Annotated in this window: 15 protein-coding genes; 8 read left to right on the top strand and 7 right to left on the bottom strand. The window is 39.1% G+C overall.

Going from position 1 to position 18,797, the window contains the following annotated elements; genetic code table 11:
• Window positions 1-118 precede the first annotated feature (118 nt).
• The 3 genes from I6F66_RS03300 (at window position 119) to I6F66_RS03290 (ending at window position 4,607) form a co-directional block, all read left to right on the top strand.
• Entirely contained in the window at window positions 119-2,488 is a 2,370-nt protein-coding gene (locus I6F66_RS03300; RefSeq protein ID WP_197118876.1) for a GGDEF domain-containing protein, read from the top strand.
• A 412-nt stretch (window positions 2,489-2,900) separates the two neighbouring features.
• Window positions 2,901-3,788 carry a LysR family transcriptional regulator gene (locus tag I6F66_RS03295; RefSeq protein WP_002961689.1) on the top strand — a complete coding sequence of 296 codons (888 nt, stop codon included), beginning with the start codon at window positions 2,901-2,903 and terminating at the stop codon, window positions 3,786-3,788.
• Between the two features lie 54 nt (window positions 3,789-3,842).
• Window positions 3,843-4,607: a YdcF family protein gene (locus I6F66_RS03290; RefSeq protein WP_165740294.1), complete on the top strand. Its 765-nt coding sequence runs from the start codon at window positions 3,843-3,845 to the stop codon at window positions 4,605-4,607.
• A gap of 24 nt (window positions 4,608-4,631) precedes the next feature.
• Here I6F66_RS03290 and I6F66_RS03285 read toward each other — a convergent pair whose 3' ends face one another.
• Window positions 4,632-5,384, bottom strand: a complete 753-nt coding sequence (locus I6F66_RS03285) for a Nif3-like dinuclear metal center hexameric protein (protein WP_010555099.1) — start codon at window positions 5,382-5,384, stop codon at window positions 4,632-4,634.
• A gap of 150 nt (window positions 5,385-5,534) precedes the next feature.
• On the opposite strand from I6F66_RS03285, the gene I6F66_RS03280 reads away from it, so the two are divergent.
• Window positions 5,535-5,876, top strand: a complete 342-nt coding sequence (locus I6F66_RS03280; RefSeq protein ID WP_002961684.1) for a hypothetical protein — start codon at window positions 5,535-5,537, stop codon at window positions 5,874-5,876.
• A 31-nt stretch (window positions 5,877-5,907) separates the two neighbouring features.
• On the opposite strand, the gene I6F66_RS03275 is transcribed toward I6F66_RS03280, so the two are convergent.
• Window positions 5,908-6,384 carry an HPP family protein gene (locus tag I6F66_RS03275; protein ID WP_165728215.1) on the bottom strand — a complete coding sequence of 159 codons (477 nt, stop codon included), beginning with the start codon at window positions 6,382-6,384 and terminating at the stop codon, window positions 5,908-5,910.
• A 104-nt stretch (window positions 6,385-6,488) separates the two neighbouring features.
• Between I6F66_RS03275 and I6F66_RS03270 the strand changes: the two genes are divergently transcribed.
• Window positions 6,489-7,061: a TetR/AcrR family transcriptional regulator gene (locus tag I6F66_RS03270; protein ID WP_165740295.1), complete on the top strand. Its 573-nt coding sequence runs from the start codon at window positions 6,489-6,491 to the stop codon at window positions 7,059-7,061.
• Window positions 7,062-7,101: 40 nt separating this feature from the next.
• Here I6F66_RS03270 and I6F66_RS03265 read toward each other — a convergent pair whose 3' ends face one another.
• The 5 genes from I6F66_RS03265 to I6F66_RS03245 all read right to left on the bottom strand — a co-directional run bounded on the left by I6F66_RS03265 (window position 7,102) and on the right by I6F66_RS03245 (window position 15,167).
• Complete coding sequence (locus I6F66_RS03265; protein WP_165740297.1) at window positions 7,102-10,281, bottom strand: amidohydrolase family protein; 3,180 nt, start codon at window positions 10,279-10,281, stop codon at window positions 7,102-7,104.
• Between the two features lie 105 nt (window positions 10,282-10,386).
• Window positions 10,387-11,211, bottom strand: a complete 825-nt coding sequence (locus I6F66_RS03260) for a M90 family metallopeptidase (protein WP_002961680.1) — start codon at window positions 11,209-11,211, stop codon at window positions 10,387-10,389.
• 187 nt (window positions 11,212-11,398) lie between these two features.
• The gene (locus tag I6F66_RS03255) at window positions 11,399-12,037 is read right to left on the bottom strand and encodes a CatA-like O-acetyltransferase (protein ID WP_165728271.1); all 639 of its coding nucleotides are present in this window, start codon (window positions 12,035-12,037) and stop codon (window positions 11,399-11,401) included.
• 136 nt (window positions 12,038-12,173) lie between these two features.
• Window positions 12,174-13,214, bottom strand: a complete 1,041-nt coding sequence (locus I6F66_RS03250; protein ID WP_165728212.1) for an amino acid dehydrogenase — start codon at window positions 13,212-13,214, stop codon at window positions 12,174-12,176.
• A gap of 426 nt (window positions 13,215-13,640) precedes the next feature.
• The gene (locus tag I6F66_RS03245; RefSeq protein WP_007583843.1) at window positions 13,641-15,167 is read right to left on the bottom strand and encodes a fumarate hydratase; all 1,527 of its coding nucleotides are present in this window, start codon (window positions 15,165-15,167) and stop codon (window positions 13,641-13,643) included.
• A gap of 155 nt (window positions 15,168-15,322) precedes the next feature.
• On the opposite strand from I6F66_RS03245, the gene pabB reads away from it, so the two are divergent.
• The 3 genes from pabB (at window position 15,323) to I6F66_RS03230 (ending at window position 18,743) form a co-directional block, all read left to right on the top strand.
• A complete protein-coding gene (gene pabB, locus I6F66_RS03240) occupies window positions 15,323-16,681 on the top strand; it encodes an aminodeoxychorismate synthase component I (RefSeq protein ID WP_165728211.1) in 1,359 nt (452 codons plus the stop codon).
• Between the two features lie 6 nt (window positions 16,682-16,687).
• Window positions 16,688-17,263, top strand: a complete 576-nt coding sequence (locus I6F66_RS03235; protein ID WP_165741846.1) for a CoA pyrophosphatase — start codon at window positions 16,688-16,690, stop codon at window positions 17,261-17,263.
• A gap of 103 nt (window positions 17,264-17,366) precedes the next feature.
• Window positions 17,367-18,743 (top strand): L-serine ammonia-lyase, encoded by a 1,377-nt coding sequence (locus I6F66_RS03230; protein ID WP_010555091.1) that lies wholly within the window; start codon window positions 17,367-17,369, stop codon window positions 18,741-18,743.
• Window positions 18,744-18,797 lie beyond the last annotated feature (54 nt).

Below are 18,797 nucleotides of genomic sequence, written 5' to 3'. Positions count from 1 at the left end.
ATTCGTCATAATAATTTACAGCCAATTAAAACCACTCATCGCTTTATTTTGTACAAAATCTAAGATTAGGTTAACTTAGCTACGTATTTAAAAATAAAAAGAATAATATAAATTGCCTATGTCTTACAAAAATAATGCCTCAAGAGCACTTGAGATAAAAACTGATCAACTGAGTATTATTAATCAATTTTCATCAAGCTTATTGCAACTAGACACACTAGACGAGCTATTTGAGTATGTTACAACGCACGTTGTTAACCGTTTAGGATTTGTTGATTGCGTTATTTACCTTGCCGATAACAATGCTTATACATTAAATCAAGTTGCATCGATGGGTATTGCTCACGCCCGAGACAAATATCAAGCCGAACGTAAAGTAATACGTTTTAGTGAAGGAATTACTGGAGCTGTTGCAACTACTGGTAAAGCCGTAGTTATCGATGATGTAACAAAAGATAGCCGTTATATCGCAGATGAGCGCCCTGCCCAATCAGAACTATGCGTCCCTCTTATATATAAAGAACAAGTTTTAGGTGTTATTGATTGTGAGCACCCTATTAAAGGCTACTTTACAAACGCACACCTTGAAATTCTTACAACAGTTGCCCACTTACTCAGTGCTAAAATTAACCAGGTAAATACGGTAAATAACTTACAAAAAACAGTTGAGCAACTTAACAACGCACAAAAATTAGAAAATAGCTTATTACAAATAGCTAACCTAACCTACAAAGCTAACGACTTAGATACCTTCTTTGAAGCCTTGCATTCAATTATCAATAACTTACTTCGTGCTGATAACTTTTTTATCGCTTTATATGACAAAAAAGTAGATATACTTGACCTTGTTTATATAGTCGAAGAAGGCATAAACACTAAAACACATCAAAAAATATCTAAAGAACAGCTAAAAGACACTGCTTCATATTACCTACTGCAAACAGAGCAAACCTTATTACTCAATAAAGATGCCTTTCAAAGTCATATTGATAACGGTGATTTTAAAATGATAGGTCGACAATCAGAGTCTTGGTTGGGTGTTCCATTTAAAACAAGTGATCGTATAAGCGGTGTTATTGTTGTACAAAGCTACGATAAAACACTGCAATACAACGAACACGACAGCGCTCTTCTAACTTACGTAAGTCGTCAAATAAGTATGGCAATTGATAGACAACTAGCCCGACAAGAGCTCGAGCATAAAGCATTGCATGACGAGCTTACCGGCCTTGCTAACCGCTCATTACTCATTGAGAGAATAAAGCATGCTATTTTACGTTTAACGCGCGCTAAAAAAAGTACTAGCCATGCCCTGCTGTATCTAGATTTTGACCGTTTTAAAAGTATTAATGATTCGCTGGGGCATGAGGTCGGAGACCATTTTCTTATAAAAATATGCGACTTAATTAAAAGTACAGTACGAAGCACCGATACATTTGCTCGTTTAGGCGGTGATGAATTTGCTATTTTCATGGAAAATATCACACATAAAAACCAAGTTAATGAAGCTTTAAACAGAATTAAAAGCGCATTAGCAAAACCTCTAAATGTAGATAGCCACTTACTTCAAGCCTCTACTAGTATTGGTATTGCCTATACCGACAACATAAACGATCAAGCTTATATATTACTGCAACAAGCTGATGCTGCTATGTATGAAGCAAAATCCACCGGGCGTGGACAAGTTAAGTTTTTTAATAACACGATGCGTAAAAAACTTAAAACCCATGCCGATATCGAAAACGACTTGCAACACGGTATAGAACACAACGAATTTGAACTCTATTTTCAGCCAATTTTTACAATTACCACAAGTGAAGTTGTCGGATTTGAAGCACTTGTGCGCTGGCATCATCCTAAAAAAGGATTTGTACCACCTAATGACTTTATACCGATAGCTGAAACTACAGGGCAAATTATAAATCTTGATTTACATTTACTTGATTTAGCCGCTCAGCAGATTTCTAATTGGCACCAGCAAGGTCATCGCTTTTTGAAAGTAACGGTTAATGTATCGTCACGACATTTTGCAAGCCTCGATTTTGTAGCGCAAATACATTCTATTTATAATAAATACCAATTACCTCTGGGTTCTTTATGTTTAGAAATTACCGAATCAGGCTTAATAGAAAATCTAGAACTCGCCACTCAAATAATAGAAGGTCTTTCACCTTTAAAAGTAAAATTGTGCCTTGACGATTTTGGAACGGGTTATTCAGCACTGGGCTACTTGCACCAACTGCCTATTCATATTTTAAAAATAGATAAAAGCTTTATTGACCACCTACAAGATTCCACCAACCCACTTGTTGAAGCCATTTTATCACTTGCGCAATCATTAAAACTTGAGGTTGTTGCTGAAGGGATAGAAACACTTGAACAATTAGCCATTTTACAATCCACCGCGTGCGACTATGGCCAAGGTTTTTTAAAGTCAAAACCGGTCACAGCCAAAGAAGCCATATTACTTATTAATAAGCCCTTATAAAAGAGCCAGCGAGTTGGTCGCTGGCTTAGGTATTACGTATATACTCATCCATTGACCTAAACTAAAGCTAAAAAGCAAAATGACTTTAGTTTTTAAACCACAACCTAAAGTAACCATTCCCCACCCCACACAGTTATTTATATAGTCAAAATTCACACTGAGGTGAAGCACACCGCAATCGATATACTTAAAATACAACATGAAGCAAACTCATCTAAAACTCATCAAACCAGTTTTTGAATGACTTTTATCGTTACTAATTCTAATATTTTCGCGATTCATAGCAACAAACTGCAATAAACCACAATAAATCGCAAACTTTTAGCCATCTAGACGTTGAAACGTTTTTTGTATAGGCGTAGTATGTGGTTAATCTGAGCTGAACTCACTTTTCCCATGAGAATTTTTAAAGATGATTGGTATTAAACATTTAAAAACCATAGCAACCCTAAAAGAAACAGGATCTTTGGTTAATACGGCACGAGAGTTATTTTTGACACAGTCTGCTTTATCTCATCAAATCAAAGATTTAGAGAATAAATTAGATTGCCAATTATTTGAGCGTAAAACTCAACCAGTCCGCTTTACCCCTCAGGGAATGCTATTACTTGAATTAGCTCACGAAATATTACCAAAAATGGAAGCGACTAAATGCCGTTTGAAAGAAAGCTTAAATCAGCCTATTTCTCAACTGCGTTTAAGTGTGGAATGCCATGCATGTTTTCATTGGTTATTGCCTACTATTAAAGAATTTAATAACTTTTGGCCTGATATAAAAATTGATTACGAGCGCGGCTTTAGTTACGACGCTATTCCTGACTTACTAAGCGATGAGCTCGATTTAGTTTTAACATCTGACATACGTGAACCCGACACATTAGAATACGCGCACTTATTTGATTTTAAATTGAAGCTTATTGTGGCACCGGATCATGAACTTGCTAAAAAAGCGTATGTAACAGCGCTTGATTTAAAAAACGAAACTATTATTTCATACCCTATCCCGCGTGAACGCCAAGATATATTTAAGCATTTCATTCAAAATGCACGTTTTGACGGTACGTTAAAAACGGTTGATCAAGGATTACTTATTTTTCAACTAGTAAGTGCCGGCATGGGCGTTGCCGCTTTACCTGATTGGCTAGTTACACCTTATGAAAGCCAAGGCTTAATTAAATCAATTCCTTTGGGCGCTCTTGGCCTTACTCGTCCTATGTATTTAGCGATGAAAAAAGACATGAAAGATAACCCTGTTTATCGTCACTTTTTAAATACGTGTAAGCTAAATAACGGTCGATAATCATCAATATAATGAGTAATATCGCTGTAATTAACTCTACAGCGTTTAACTCTTATGTTTGTTATTAAAAAAATGATTGGTGGCTTACTTATGCCACTGCCTCTATTTGGTTTATTTGCGTGCCTGATGCTCCTACTCGCATTTAAAGGCCGCAAATCAGCTCTCTTCTTATCTACTTTAAGCTTAATTGTATTACTTGCATTGAGCACACCCTTTATCGCCAATTTAATTATCCAAAATAATGAACCTGCGTCGCTTGCATTTAATACCCTAAAGCATCCAAAAATAGACAAAATAGTTGTACTAGGTTGCGATATAAACCCAAATCCTGCACTCAGTGCTAATAATCAATTAGGCAATTGTGCGCTAACGCGCTTAGTAGAAGGTGTAAAGCTAGCAAAGCACTACCCTAATGCAGAGCTTATAGTGTCAGGCGGGGGTTATCAAAATACCACTAATAGCGGGCTTATGTATCAAACGGCAATTAGTTTAGGTGTTAATAAGAGTCGTATATTCCAAAACCCAAAAGCGATGGATACCGCAGCAGAAGCTAAATTATTAGCACCTAAATTAGTTGATTTTAAAGTCGCGCTAGTAACATCTGTGCTGCACATGCCTCGCGCCAAAGACTTATTTAATGCTCAAGGTATTGAAGTAATAACCGCAGCCACTGATTACCATAACTTTGCTGTATTACCGTGGCATAAACAATTTATACCTAATGCTCAGGCTTTAATGGTAGTAACGCAGTATGCTCATGAAGTAATTGGAAATGCATGGATCACAGTGCGCCGCTGGGCAAACCCAGAAGCGCTTTAGTTTTTCACTAAGAAACAGATACTACTAAACAGGGTTATCTATATCTATAAACGTGACGTCAAAGCCATGTTCTTGAGCAAGCAACTCACCCAAAGCTTTTACGCCATAGCGCTCTGTTGCATGGTGCCCAGCTGCAAAAAAATCAATATTTTGCTCACGAGAGCTATGAATAGTTTGCTCCGATGCCTCACCTGTTAGGTAGGCATCAATGCCTTGCTCTGCAGCTAAATCAATATACCCTTGCCCACCACCGGTGCACAGTGCAATGGTTTCAATTTTTGTTGAACGTACTAAACTTGTGAGTGGGGTTCGATTTAGCACTTTTGCAATTTTATCTGCAAAATCTTCACCACTTAATGGTGTTTTTAAACGCCCTTTCATTGCTACGCTATTTGAAGTTGGCTCTAGCCCTGTTTCAATTTCAATATCCAATAACTTTGCTAGTTGCGCGTTATTGCCAACTGCTGGATGAATATCGAGTGGTAAGTGATAGCCAAATAAATTAATATCGTGTGCTAATAACGCACCTATACGACGCTTTTTCATTCCCGTTATTGGTTGGGATTCCCCTTTCCAAAAAAATCCATGGTGAACTAAAATAGCATCTGCTTGTTGCTCAATGGCAGCATCTATTAATGCTTGACTTGCGGTTACACCCGTCACAATTTTTTTAATTTCGTTTTTACCTTCAACTTGTAAGCCATTTGGGCAAAAATCTTTAATTAATTGAGGTTTTAAAATGTCATTTAGGAGTTGGTTAAATTCTCTACGTTGCATATAACTTACCTTACTTAGCACTGAATTTTGTGCAAATTTTGGCGTTTATAGCTCTAAAATGGAAGGAAAATCGCAAAAAATTGAAAAACTGTTTTAAAATAGGTATAAATACCTCTTCTTTATCTGTGTTCACAACGTATAGGGTCTCTGATGAGCAAACTAGACAAAACAGAAGTGTTATCTGCCTTTGAAGCAGCGTACGAAACTGCCAATGGTAAAAAACCTGAAATCACAACTAAACCTGGTTGGTACAGCATTGATGGCGGTAAAAATTTACGCCTAGCTGACGTAGCAGAGCTTACTAAAAAGTTAAACTCTGGTAAAACAACTAAAACGAAAAAACCAAAAGCAGCTGCGCCTGTTAAAGCACAGAAAAAAGCGCCATTCACTGTTGTTACCGAAAACGAAGAAGGTTACACAGCGGAAGAACTTTGGATTGTAATTTTAGCTCGTAAAGATCATGACTGTCGCTTACCGCGCGGTGTTGTTTAATCAACATTTATGATTTTTAAAAGAAACCGCGTTAAGCGGTTTTTTTATGTGCGTTATTTACCGAAGAAGACAGTAACCACTTTGCAGCAAAGCCACAAATAACAATGAACATCGTCCCGACTAATACTGGCATAATTAAAAAGTCCCAACTTTGTCCAGATACAATAATCAGAATAGGGTTAGCACCCGCCGCAGGATGCACTGTTTTAGTGAGCATCATGAGTGTAATTGCAACACCAACGGCTAATGCAATAGATACACTACCGTCACCAACATAAGTTACAAAAACGATCCCCACAAATGCTGTTAAAAGATGACCAAAAATCACATTTTTTGGTTGTGCTAATGGGCTATTTGGTATACCAAATACAAGTACTGCCGTTGCGCCAAAAGGTGCCATTAACCACAGTCCATAGCCTCCTATATTATTCAGCCAAGATAAAAAACCCAATACTAGCGCTGAAAAAAAGCCAGCAACACAGGCTAATTTAATATCTTCAATATTCATGCTAAATCCTTAAATAAAAGTAGACAGACCTGTCTACTTTTCGATAATAGACAAGTCTGTCTACTTGTGTCAAGATATCTTTCAGCTAATATTTAAGGGGTTTTATGAATAAACGAGAGCAAATTATTACAACAGCACTTAATCTCTTTTATAGCAAAGGCTTACATGCTGTGGGTATTAATGAAATTCTAGCCGTTTCAGGTATCGCTAAGAAAACGCTTTATAATCACTTCGCCAGCAAAGATGATCTAATACTTGCTTGCTTAGCCACGCGTGATAAAAATTTTAATAATTGGCTAGAACAAATCTGTGAAAAACAAAATGCCCTTGACGTTGCTAATGGATTATTTAAAGGGTTAACGAACTGGTTTAATAATGCAGTGCCGGAATTGGGCGATTTTAATGGGTGCTTCTTTATAAACGCAGCAGCAGAATATCCACTCGCAGCGCATACTATTGCAATACAGTGTAAAGCACACAAACAAGCTGTACTTAAAATTATATTAAATGCTTTACTTGCCACTCCTCAGCTAAAAAATAATAAAGCTAAAGCCGAAAATATCGCACAAACATTATTTATCCTAAAAGAAGGGCTTATATGCCAAGCACGTGTTATGCATACTCAAACACTTGTTATGCCAAGCACTGCGTTGCTAAAACACATAATACAAAGCTAAAAAAGCGGCTATGTAGCCGCTTTCAAAAGATCAAAATAAATTATAACTTTTCGAAGTAAAGTGGTTCGCGCTCTTTTTTACCTACTTCATTCATTGTTTCGGCATTGAATAAGCGACCATTGATCATGGTGTAATCTACTTTATCCGAATCTCGAATGTTTTTAAGCGGATCGCCATCTATAACCATTAAATCAGCAAGCTTGCCAACTTCAAGTGAGCCTACGTTTTTATCAAGACCTAGATACTTAGCCGGATCGAGTGTTGAAGCACGTATAGCCTCAAGCGGTGTCATTCCGCCTTGTGCAAACATCCACATCTCCCAGTGTGCACCTAAGCCTTCACGCTGACCGTGAGCACCTAAGTTAACCAAAACACCTAAGTCTTGCAGTTCAGCAGCAACGCGTGCGTTATTAAAGTGATTATAGTGATGATCGGGCGCTTTAATGCGGCGCATAGAGCGTGGTAATAATTGATTTTTTGGCACAAATTTACTTAAACGCGGGTGATTCCACACATCAGTTTTATCGTACCAGTAATTTTCACCCCAAATGCCACCATAAGCCACTACAAGCGTAGGTGTGTAACCTACATCACTTTGCGACCATAACTGCTTTATATCGTCGTATATGTGCTCTACAGGGATTGAATGCTCAATACCTGTGTGTCCATCTACAATCATACTTAAGTTATGTTGTAATAATGAGCCGCCTTCTGGTACTACCATCATTTCAAGCATCCGGCCTGCTTCAATAACTTGTTGGCGCTGCTCTCGGCGTGGCTGGTTATACGACTTAACACTAAATGCACCTACTTTTTTAAGGCGCTCTAAATGAAATTTAGCATCGTCTAACGAGTCAATATGCGACGTATAACCTGGCATATTTGCGCCATATAAAATAGTACCCGTTGAGAAAATACGCGGGCCAACAATCATGCCTGCCTTTTGCATTTCGCTTGCGGTAAATATTTCGGAGGTATCGTTTGATGGATCGTGAATTGTAGTTACACCCAGCGCTAAACCTGCAAAGTTTTTCCAGTTTTGCTCAGGTATAATTTCATCACTTGCTTGCGAGCCATGTGCATGAGCATCAACAATACCAGGCATAATAGTTTTGCCTGTTACATCAATAACCTCAGCACCTTTAGGAATGCTTATATCGCTGGCTGTACCAATTGCTTTGATATGCTTGCCATCAGTGATAATTACACCATTTTCAATAACCTTTTCGCCATCCATAGTTATAATTTTTGCACCAGTGAGCGCAATCATACCTTTAGGCTCTGCCATTTTTTTACTGAAACCGATATTATCGCCACTTTTCACTTTAAAGTCGGTATCTTCGGCTTTGTTAATAGCAAACATCCCCTCAAGGCTTGCATGATAAAGCTCAGGCCCTAATGTCCAATAAAGTTTGTTGCTCTTTGCACTCCAACTAATGTTTTCACCAGCACGAACCGATAACTGCTCTATTGGAAATTGACTGTCTTTAGGCCCAATATTAATTGTTTTACCACTTTGAACAAACGGCGTTATAAATACTTTAAATCGCTCAGCAAAAGCGAGGTATTGCCCATCTGGTGATACTCTAAATTCTGTCGCATGCTCTGACTCGTATAGTTTGCGAACTTTTTTACTTTCAAGCTCTACTACGCTAAGCGTTGGTTTTGGCCAAGGACTCATAATGAAAACACGATCGTTTGCATCTCCAAATTGTGGTTGATAACCACTTTTTGAAATAAGCTCACTTTTACCACCTTTAGCGCTTACGCTATAAACCCCCGGATTAAGTGACCACTTAGGGTTTAAAATACTGCCGCCAGTGGCTTTACGATAAACAACCGTTTTACCATCTGGACTAAACGTTGGCTCTACATACTTGCCTGGCTGCGTAGTAATGGTATCGCCACGGCCACTGCGTGCAGACACAACCTTTACGGACCCTTGCTTGTTATCATCCCATGTGGTGTACACAATTTTTTTACCATCGCGAGAATACTGTGGAAATAATTCGTAATGATCTGTTTGCTTTGTTAAACGCTTAATTTTACCCGACTCTAAATCACGTTTATAAATATGCCCAAGCGCTTCAAAAATTGCCGCTTCGCCATCTGGGCTTACTTGCACATTACGCAGCATTTTTACATCAAACTCATCAGTATCTAAGTTTTGTGTAAAGCGCACCGCTTTTTGAATTTTTTTAGTGGTTTGCACTTTAAAAGGAATGGTTTTTACAGATTTGTCTGCAACATCTAGCTTGTGAATTGTACCACCAGCCCAAAATACCAGTTCTTCATTATCGGGTGTCCATGCAATAGTTGGGTATACACCATGAATAGCCCATGTTTCTTGCATATCTCGCTCAAGCTTATCGTAAAGCTTAGTGTGCTCACCGCTGGTTAAGTCATATAAATACAAGCTAGTTTGAAAGTCATCACGCTTTATATACGCCAGTTTTTTACCATCTGGTGATGGTGTAGGCCTAATAGCACCGCCCATCGTATCGATTACAGTTTCAATTTCACCCGTTTCGCGGTCGTAACGTTTAATTTTATAAATGCCCGCTACAGAATCCTTTGAGTAATGAAAGGTTTTACCGGGTGTTGCATCATGCGAAAAGTATACATAACGACCATCAGGTGAAAACATTGGCTCACCTAAATCTTTTTGATCATTTTCACGTTTTGTAAGCTGAACACCCTTGCCACCGGCTTTGTGGTACAACCACACTTCACCGGCACCTAGTGAACGGCTAGCCGTAAAGTGTTTACGCGCAACTAAGTAGTCGCCATTAGGGCTCCATGCAGGGCTATTTAGTAATCTAAAAGTTTCGTCGGTAACTGCGTGTTGGTTTTCGCCATTTAAGTCCATTATCCAAATGTTATCGCCACCACCTTGATCGGAGGTAAACGCAATACTTTTGCCATTAGGACTAAAGCGTGGTTGCATTTGCCATGCAATATCAGAGGTGAGCTTGGTGGCTGTACCACCACTCATTGGCATAGTGTAAATATCACCAAGTAAGTCAAACACCACGGTTTTACCATCAGGGCTTACATCAATATTCATCCATGTGCCCTGCTCAACGCTAATTGCAGCGTCAACAAATTGCCCCTTAGGTGAATCTACTTGCCATTTTTTTTCGTCTTTTTCAGCGGCATTTACCTGCCCTATCGCTAATGACACCGACAGCGCCAATACTGTATGAAGCATTTTTTTCATGCGTTTCTCTCTTGTTATTGTTGCAGTAAAAACTATTTCACATGATTGCAACAAAAACAAACGCAACTTGCCAGCGTTATATGATAAAGCGCGGTTTATGTAGGTTTAATGCCAAACAATAGGGTCAAATTGATAGTAATTAACTAGCATACTGTAAATTTCAGGATCGTATCGGCGAAGCTCTGCGGGTTTTTCGAGGAAGGTTTCGGTGAGTACAGCAAAAAACTCAGCTTCGTTAGTCGCACCATAGCTGTGAATAACATGCGGCATGCTATAGGCAACATGGCTTTTTAACTGGGTGAAGGCGCGGCTAAATACCCTGCCCCACTCTTTGTAATCTGCTGAGCTTTTTAAAATGGGCGTACCCGTTGTTTTACCTGTTTCTTGATCGAGTTGATGCGCAAACTCATGAAATACCAAGTTATGTCCATCGCTTGGTAAACGATTACCCTCAAGTACATCATGCCAGCTTAAAACGAGTGTGCCGCCAGGCCATGACTCGCCTAGTCTTACCGTATTATGGTAACTCACAAGTCCTGCACTATCGCGAGTTGATTGCGGAGCATAATAAGCACTTGGATATAATAAAATTTCTTTTACATTTCTATATAACGGCCACGGTTTATTAAGTACTAATACACACGCATCGGCGGCAACAATTAACTTCATTGCAGACGTTAGCCTTAAGCCATCACAACCGACAAAGCGTTTTTCGTTTAAAAACCACGTAATATGTCGCTCTAATTTTTCTCTGTCGGCGTCGGTCATTTTTTTATAGATGGGCATGCAACGCAGTAAAATATCTTTTTGCTGCGAATTTAAAGCAAAGTCTTTATATTTACTGCGCCATAATCGGTTTTGAATTGATGGCCAACGCCAGAAAATCACCACAAAAAGAATTAAAACAACAATTAACAGTCCATTTATCATGGGGATTTCCTGAGCTAAGGTATGGTATATAAATATGTCCAGCACACGTGTTTTTCAAGCATACAAGGTTATGTATTTGAATATAAAGTAATTCACATCGCATTGCTTATAGATTACTTATAGATTACTTATAGATTACTTATAAATTGTTTACTGCTTTGCACTGCCGTTACTGATGTGTTTAAAGTTAACCTTTGCAAAAGGTATCAAATGTACCCTGCAATGTGCTTATAAATTTCGCTACGTGCAAACCATCCATTAATGAATGGTGTACATCGATAGCTAAAGGCATTGTGCCTGTGTGTTTATCAAACTGACCAAATACAAATTTAGGAATGCCTAAACTCTGCCCTTCACTAAATGCATGCGAAAACGCACTAAAATTCAGCCACGGCAAAACAGATATATGAATTAAATCAGCCTGCCCTTCTGTTTGAGCAAATGCATCAGAAAATAACGGCTGTAATTTCGCTTTTTTGCTTACGCCACTTGCATGATTTGCAAACTCTTTAAACTCGCCTGTGCTGTTAAAATAACTAAAAACAAACGTATCGTTTTCAGACAACTCAACCACACTTGCGCGAACACTATTAAGTAACCATGGTTGATTATCTATTATACGTAGCATTATTGAATCGTACTCATGGCACGCTTTTAAGGTGCAATATACATACGCTTGAAAAAAAGAAAATTGATTGGTTTTGCAATAGTCGTAAAGTGCTTGAGCATCTAAACGCACACACACATTAAAGTAAGGCTGAGAAAAGTGTTTAAATAATTCAAAGTGTTGCTTTCTAGGCCAATTATCTAAATCGATAGGCTGCATGAGAGAAGTTGAGGGAGTCATAATTTGCCGCACAAAATTAAAAATAAAGTGTACCGCTGTTCAGTAATAATTGCATTAACTTACAGATAAACAAAAGGTGTGCAATTGCACACCTTTATATAAATTCAAACTTAGATTACAGACCGTTTTTAATGATCTCTTGCGCTAATTCGTCGGCAATTAAATGCGTTGATTTTTGCTCTTTTTCGCTACGGGCAAAAATTTCAGTTAACGTATTAAAAATACCTTCAACATGTTTATTAGACGCTGCTGCACTGTAACCTTCTGGCGCTGTTTCGTAATAAACATTAATAATACCACCGGCGTTAATTACGTAATCTGGTGCATATAAAATACCTTTTTCACGAATAACTTCACCGTGACGAGACTCTGCCAGCTGATTATTAGCACAGCCTGCAATAATAGTCGCCTTTAAACGCGGTATCGTTAAGTCGTTAACCGTTGCACCTAATGCACATGGTGCATAAACATCAACGCTTAAGTCGTAAATTTCATCAATACCAACTGCAGTGGCGCCAAAATCATTAACTACACGGTCAATTGCTGCTTGGTTAATATCAGTTACAAACAGTTCAGCACCCGCATCATGTAAATGTTTACATAAACCATAAGCAACAGCACCTAAACCTTGAACGGCCACTTTCACACCTGCAAAATCTTGATGACCACGTTGATGCTGTAGCGCTGCTTTAATTCCTAAAAACGTACCGTATGCTGTAAATGGCGATGGGTTACCACTTTTACCTTCAAGGCCCAGTACGTAATTAGTTTCTTTATTCATAATAGCGACATCAGCACATGTGATATTTACATCTTCTGCTGAGTAATAGCTGCCATTTAATCGCTCTAATTGACGACCAAATGCACGGAATAATTGCTCAGATTTAATTTCTTTTGCATTACCAATAATAACAGATTTACCGCCACCAAATGGTAGGCGCGCTACTGCATTTTTATACGTCATGCCTTTTGATAAACGTAGCACGTCGTAAACGGCATCTTCGTCGTTCGCATAATCCCACATTCTACATCCGCCAACAGCAGGACCTAGATTGGTATTATGTACAGCAATAATTGCTTTTAAACCCGACTCTTCATCAGAACAAAAAACTACTTGTTCATGGTTATCAAATTCAACTCGATTAAACACAGCCACTTAAAATACTCCGAAATAGTTAACCCGTGAGAGGGTATGCGCGCTGGAAATTGACGAGACTTTATCACTTCATATTAGAGTTCGCTACACTCACAGATGATAAAACCGATGAAAACATGACTCTTAGATTAAATAATCAAATTAAAACCTTTATACAGATAAAAAACCCATAAAATCATCATTAGGCAGTTTTAAAAACTGCAAATATAAAAACCACACTAACTTACGTTTACGTGAACGTAATGTCATTGCTATATGTAAAGTTTAATATACAAGTACTAACTGCCCGCTAAGCGCTATATTCTATAGGTTTACAGTAAAAAATGATGATTTAGAACAACTGGTCAGATGTGCAAACCTGATCATAGCTATATCTAAAAAACAAAAAAGCGAGCACCAGGCTCGCTTTTAACAACACAACTTAGGTTATTTTAGCTTGCTATCAAGCTCTTCTATTTTAGCTTTCCAGATTGCAGGGCCTTGTGTATGCGCATTGGCGCCCTCACTGTCTACTGCAACGGTCACTGGCATATCTTCTACTTCAAATTCATAAATAGCTTCCATACCTAAATCTTCAAAAGCAACTACGCGTGCTTTTTTAATCGCTTTAGATACTAAGTAAGCTGCGCCGCCTACAGCCATCAAATAAACAGATTTATGCTCTTTAATAGACTCAACAGTCGCAGGTCCACGTTCAGCTTTACCAATCATGCCTACAATGCCTGTTTTTTCTAGCATCATATCGGTAAATTTATCCATGCGAGTAGCTGTTGTAGGGCCTGCAGGACCAACTGCTTCATCGCGTACCGCGTCTACTGGTCCAACGTAATAAATAAATTTATTATCAAAGTCTACGCCTTTTGGTAAACCTTCACCTGAATTGATCATATCTTGCAGACGTTTATGCGCTGCATCACGACCTGTTAAAATAGTGCCTGAAAGTAAAACGGTTTCGCCCATTTTCCATTCTTGAACATCTTTTTTAGTCAGTGTATTTAAGTCAACACGGCGAGTGCCTTCGCCCACTTCAAATGTTACTTGTGGCCAATCTTCTAGTTTAGGCGCTTTTAAATTCGCAGGGCCAGAACCGTCAAGCGTAAAATGTACATGGCGAGTTGCCGCGCAATTTGGGATCATTACTACAGGTTTTGAAGCAGCATGCGTTGGAGCCGTTTTAATTTTAACATCAACAACCGTTGTTAAACCGCCTAAGCCTTGTGCGCCAATGCCTAACTTATTAGCACGGTCAAAAATTTCTAAACGTAGTTTTTCTTCAGTCGTTTCTGCGCCGCGCTCCATTAGTTCATGGATATCAACCGGGTCCATTAACGACTCTTTAGCCATCACTGCCGCTTTTTCAGCCGTACCACCAATACCTATACCTAGCATGCCTGGCGGACACCAACCAGCACCCATTGTTGGTAATGTTTTTTCTACCCATTCAGCAACGTCATCAGACGGGTTTAGCATAACCATTTTACTTTTGTTTTCAGAGCCGCCGCCTTTAGCTGCAACCATTACTTCTACTTTTCCACCCGCTACTAAATCAATATGCACAACCGAAGGCGTGTTATCTTTAGTATTTTTACGCGTGCCAGCAGGGTCTGCAACAATAGATGCACGTAAAGGGTTATCTGGATTCAAATATGCACGACGAGTACCTTCATCAACCATTTGTTGAACGGTTAAATCTGTTTTATCCCACTTAACATCCATACCTACTTTAACAAAACAGGTAATAATACCGGTATCTTGGCAAAGTGGACGCTTGCCTTCAGCCGACATGCGTGAGTTAATTAAAATTTGTGCAATGGCGTCTTTAGCCGCTTTACTTTGTTCTTTGTTGTAAGCTTTTTCGAGAGCTTGAACAAAATCAAGTGGGTGATAGAACGAAATATATTGCAATGCATCTTCAATGCTATCAATAAAGTCTTGCTGACAAATTGTACTCATAGTGGTTCCTTAAGTTACCGTTACGCGTTGTCGCGTAATCTAAATCAAACCGGTGACGGTGGTTTGCACTGTTTTTTACAGCTTAGTGCTGCCAAAAAATTTGACTTATGATACCCTCCCAGCCCGTTTCGAGCCAGTTCTTAAAGGGGCAGTAAATGCTAAACAATAAAAAAAATTGTATTAAATTAGGCATAACACAAAACTGCATTGACGTTTTTGCGCATTTTTCACATTTGCCTTATGCAATTCTATTAGATTCTGCAAATAGTAATCATATAAACAGCCGTTTTGATATTATTGCCATTGAGCCGCAAAGTACCCTTGAAGTAAAAAATAATAAAAGCTTTTTAAATAATATAGAAAGTAGTGATAACTGCTTTGAAATTATGAATAATGAGCTTTCGCATCTTGATAAAACAAAAGCCGATTACGATTTACCCTTTAACGGCGGCTGGCTTGGCTACTTTGGCTACGACCTAGGCCGTACAATTGAAAACATCCCCACTCGTGCTATTGAAGACATTAATCTTCCCCAAATGGCTATTGGCCTTTACTTAGATGCCCTTATTTACGACAAGCAGCAACAAAGCTGGTTTTATGTATCGCAGCCAAACACCGATCGATTAGCGCTTTATGAGCAATACTTAAATACACACCCTAACTCCCAAGTTAATACGCAGTCCTTTGCCCTAAACAGCGACTGGCAATCAAATATGAGCGAAACGGAATACGCTGCAAAGTTTGCCCAAATTGAGGAGTATTTAAAAAGTGGCGATTGTTACCAAATTAATTTAGCGCAGCGCTTTAACGCTCAGTTTGAAGGCTCCCCTTGGGCAGCTTATATTAAACTGCGTGAGGCAAATAAAGCGCCGTTTTCAAGCTTTATAAATCACCCTCAAGGGGCTATTTTATCAATTTCTCCTGAGCGCTTTATATCTGTAAACAATAACGTTGTAGAAACCAAGCCAATTAAAGGCACACTGCCGCGAAAAGCAGATGCACTAGAGGATCAACGCCAAGCGAAAATACTCGCAGCATCAGCTAAAGATCGCGCTGAAAATGTAATGATTGTTGATTTACTACGTAACGACTTAGGCAAAGTAGCAAAACCAGGCAGCGTTCACGTCCCTTCCCTTTTTGCTATTGAAAGCTTTCCGGCAGTGCATCATTTAGTAAGCACGGTAACCTCAGAACTTGATGAAGGTAAAACAGCGGTCGATCAGCTAAAAGCGGCTTTTCCGGGTGGCTCAATCACCGGTGCGCCCAAAATTAGAGCGATGGAAATAATTGAAGAACTAGAACCACATCGCCGCAGCATTTATTGTGGTTCGATTGGTTATTTAAGTGCATGTGGAAATATGGATACGAGTATTACTATTCGCACCTTGGTGTGCCACAAAGCGCAAATTTACTGCTGGGCAGGTGGCGGAATAGTCGCTGATTCTAAAGTCGAATTGGAATATCAAGAAACTTACGATAAAGTAAATAAAATCCTCCCTTTATTAAAACAGTAGGTCGTTTTGAATAGTGAACACATTATGGCGCGGTTTCTGTTAAGCCCTACAGCTGCGCCAAATCAGTTAAAAGACACACGTAAAAAACGCGCTAGCGCGGTTATGCTGCCAATTATTGATATAGATAACCATGCACATATTTTACTGTGTAAACGCCCTACTTATTTACACCATCACCCTGGGGAGATTTGTTTGCCCGGAGGCAAGTTTGAAGTAAGCGACATTACCCTTCGCACCACAGCACTTCGCGAACTAAAAGAAGAGCTAAATATTGCCCAAAGCAACGTTAATGTATTAGGTCACTTACCTGAGTATTCAACCTTAACGGGTTTTAATATTAGCCCCTATGTGGGTTTACTCAAAAAAAACACCACCTGGGAAAATGACTATAATGAAGTACAAGCGAGCTTTTTGCTCTCTGTTACTGAATTAAATAACGAAGCTAACTGGCAACCCTTACCTTTTCAACGATTTGGGAAAACGGTTATTTTGCAAGGTTTTAAAACGCCGCATGGTTTACTTTGGGGTGCGACGGCAAGCATTATAAAAAACTTTACAAAACAACTCGCCTTACCAGTTTAAATCTTCGTTATTAGTAGTTACACAATCACAATTCCACGTTATCATGCTCGACCGTTCAAAGAGCAGCTTCGTGCTGATAAAACAAAGTAGAGACACACACATTATGATCAGTGCATTTGATATGTTTAGCATTGGTATTGGCCCTTCGTCATCACACACCGTTGGCCCAATGCGCGCATCACGCTTATTTGTTAATGACCTACAAGAACAACAATTATTAGCAAATGTGACCGATATTAAAGTAGAGCTTTATGGCTCTCTTGGTCAAACAGGTGTTGGCCATGGCTCGGGTAAAGCCGTAATTCTTGGTTTAGCCGGTTACGATCCTGAAACAATTGATGCCGATTTAGTCGACGACATTTTAGCAACCATTGAAAAAGATCAGGTTATTTATCTAAACAAAACACACAAAGCCAAATTCCCAAAACAAGGTGCTATTGTTTTCCATCGTCGTAAAACACTGCCTAAGCATTCTAATGCAATGGAAATTATCGCCTCAAACAACGGCGAAAAAGTTTACAGCAAAGTATATTACTCTATTGGCGGTGGCTTCATTGTTACCGACGAAGAGTTTGAAAACGAAAAACAGGCTGCCCTCGATATTAGAGAAGAAAATCCAGCCCCTTTCCCATTTGGTAGCGCAAAAGAACTACTAGAGATGTGTAAAGAGTCTGGGTTTAGTGTTTCTACCTTGATGATGAAAAACGAAAAAACACTGCGCACTGAAGACGAAGTAAAAGACACATTGTTCCATATTTGGAAAGTAATGATGGCTTGTATTGACCGTGGTATGCGCACCGAAGGTATTTTACCTGGCGGCTTAAAAGTAAAGCGCCGTGCGCCCAGCTTATACTTAAAACTAAATATAGAGGTCAGTAACGACCCGCTTCGTGCAATGGACTGGGTTGATTTATTTGCCCTTGCCGTAAACGAAGAAAATGCGGCAGGTGGCCGTGTAGTTACTGCACCAACTAATGGTGCTGCGGGTATTTTACCGGCTGTGCTTATGTACTATCACACATTTGTGAAAGAAGTAGACCGCGATATAGCCACGCGTTATTTATTAACCGCTGCTGCTATTGGTATTTTATATAAAAAGAATGCCTCTATATCGGGTGCCGAAGTAGGTTGCCAAGGTGAAGTCGGCGTTGCGTGCTCTATGGCTGCAGGCGCATTAACAGAAATTGTTGGTGGCAATGTTGTGCAAGTAGAAAACGCAGCAGAAATTGGTATGGAACATAATTTAGGCCTAACGTGCGACCCCGTTGGTGGCTTAGTACAAGTGCCGTGTATTGAACGTAATGCAATGGGCGCTATTAAAGCAATTAACGCTTCACGTTTAGCTATACGTGGCAGTGGCGAGCAAAAGGTATCGCTTGATAAAGTGATTAAAACCATGCTTGAAACTGGTAACGATATGAAAACTAAATATAAAGAAACCGCTCGCGGTGGATTGGCTGTTAATATTATCGAATGTTAATCAGCTCGCTATAAAAAGAAAAAGCCGCCTATTTTTAAAATAGGCGGCTTTTTT

This window comes from Pseudoalteromonas sp. NZS100_1, assembly GCF_015864285.1.
Classification (GTDB): domain Bacteria; phylum Pseudomonadota; class Gammaproteobacteria; order Enterobacterales; family Alteromonadaceae; genus Pseudoalteromonas; species Pseudoalteromonas arctica.
This window is presented reverse-complemented; position numbering and strand designations above follow the sequence as displayed.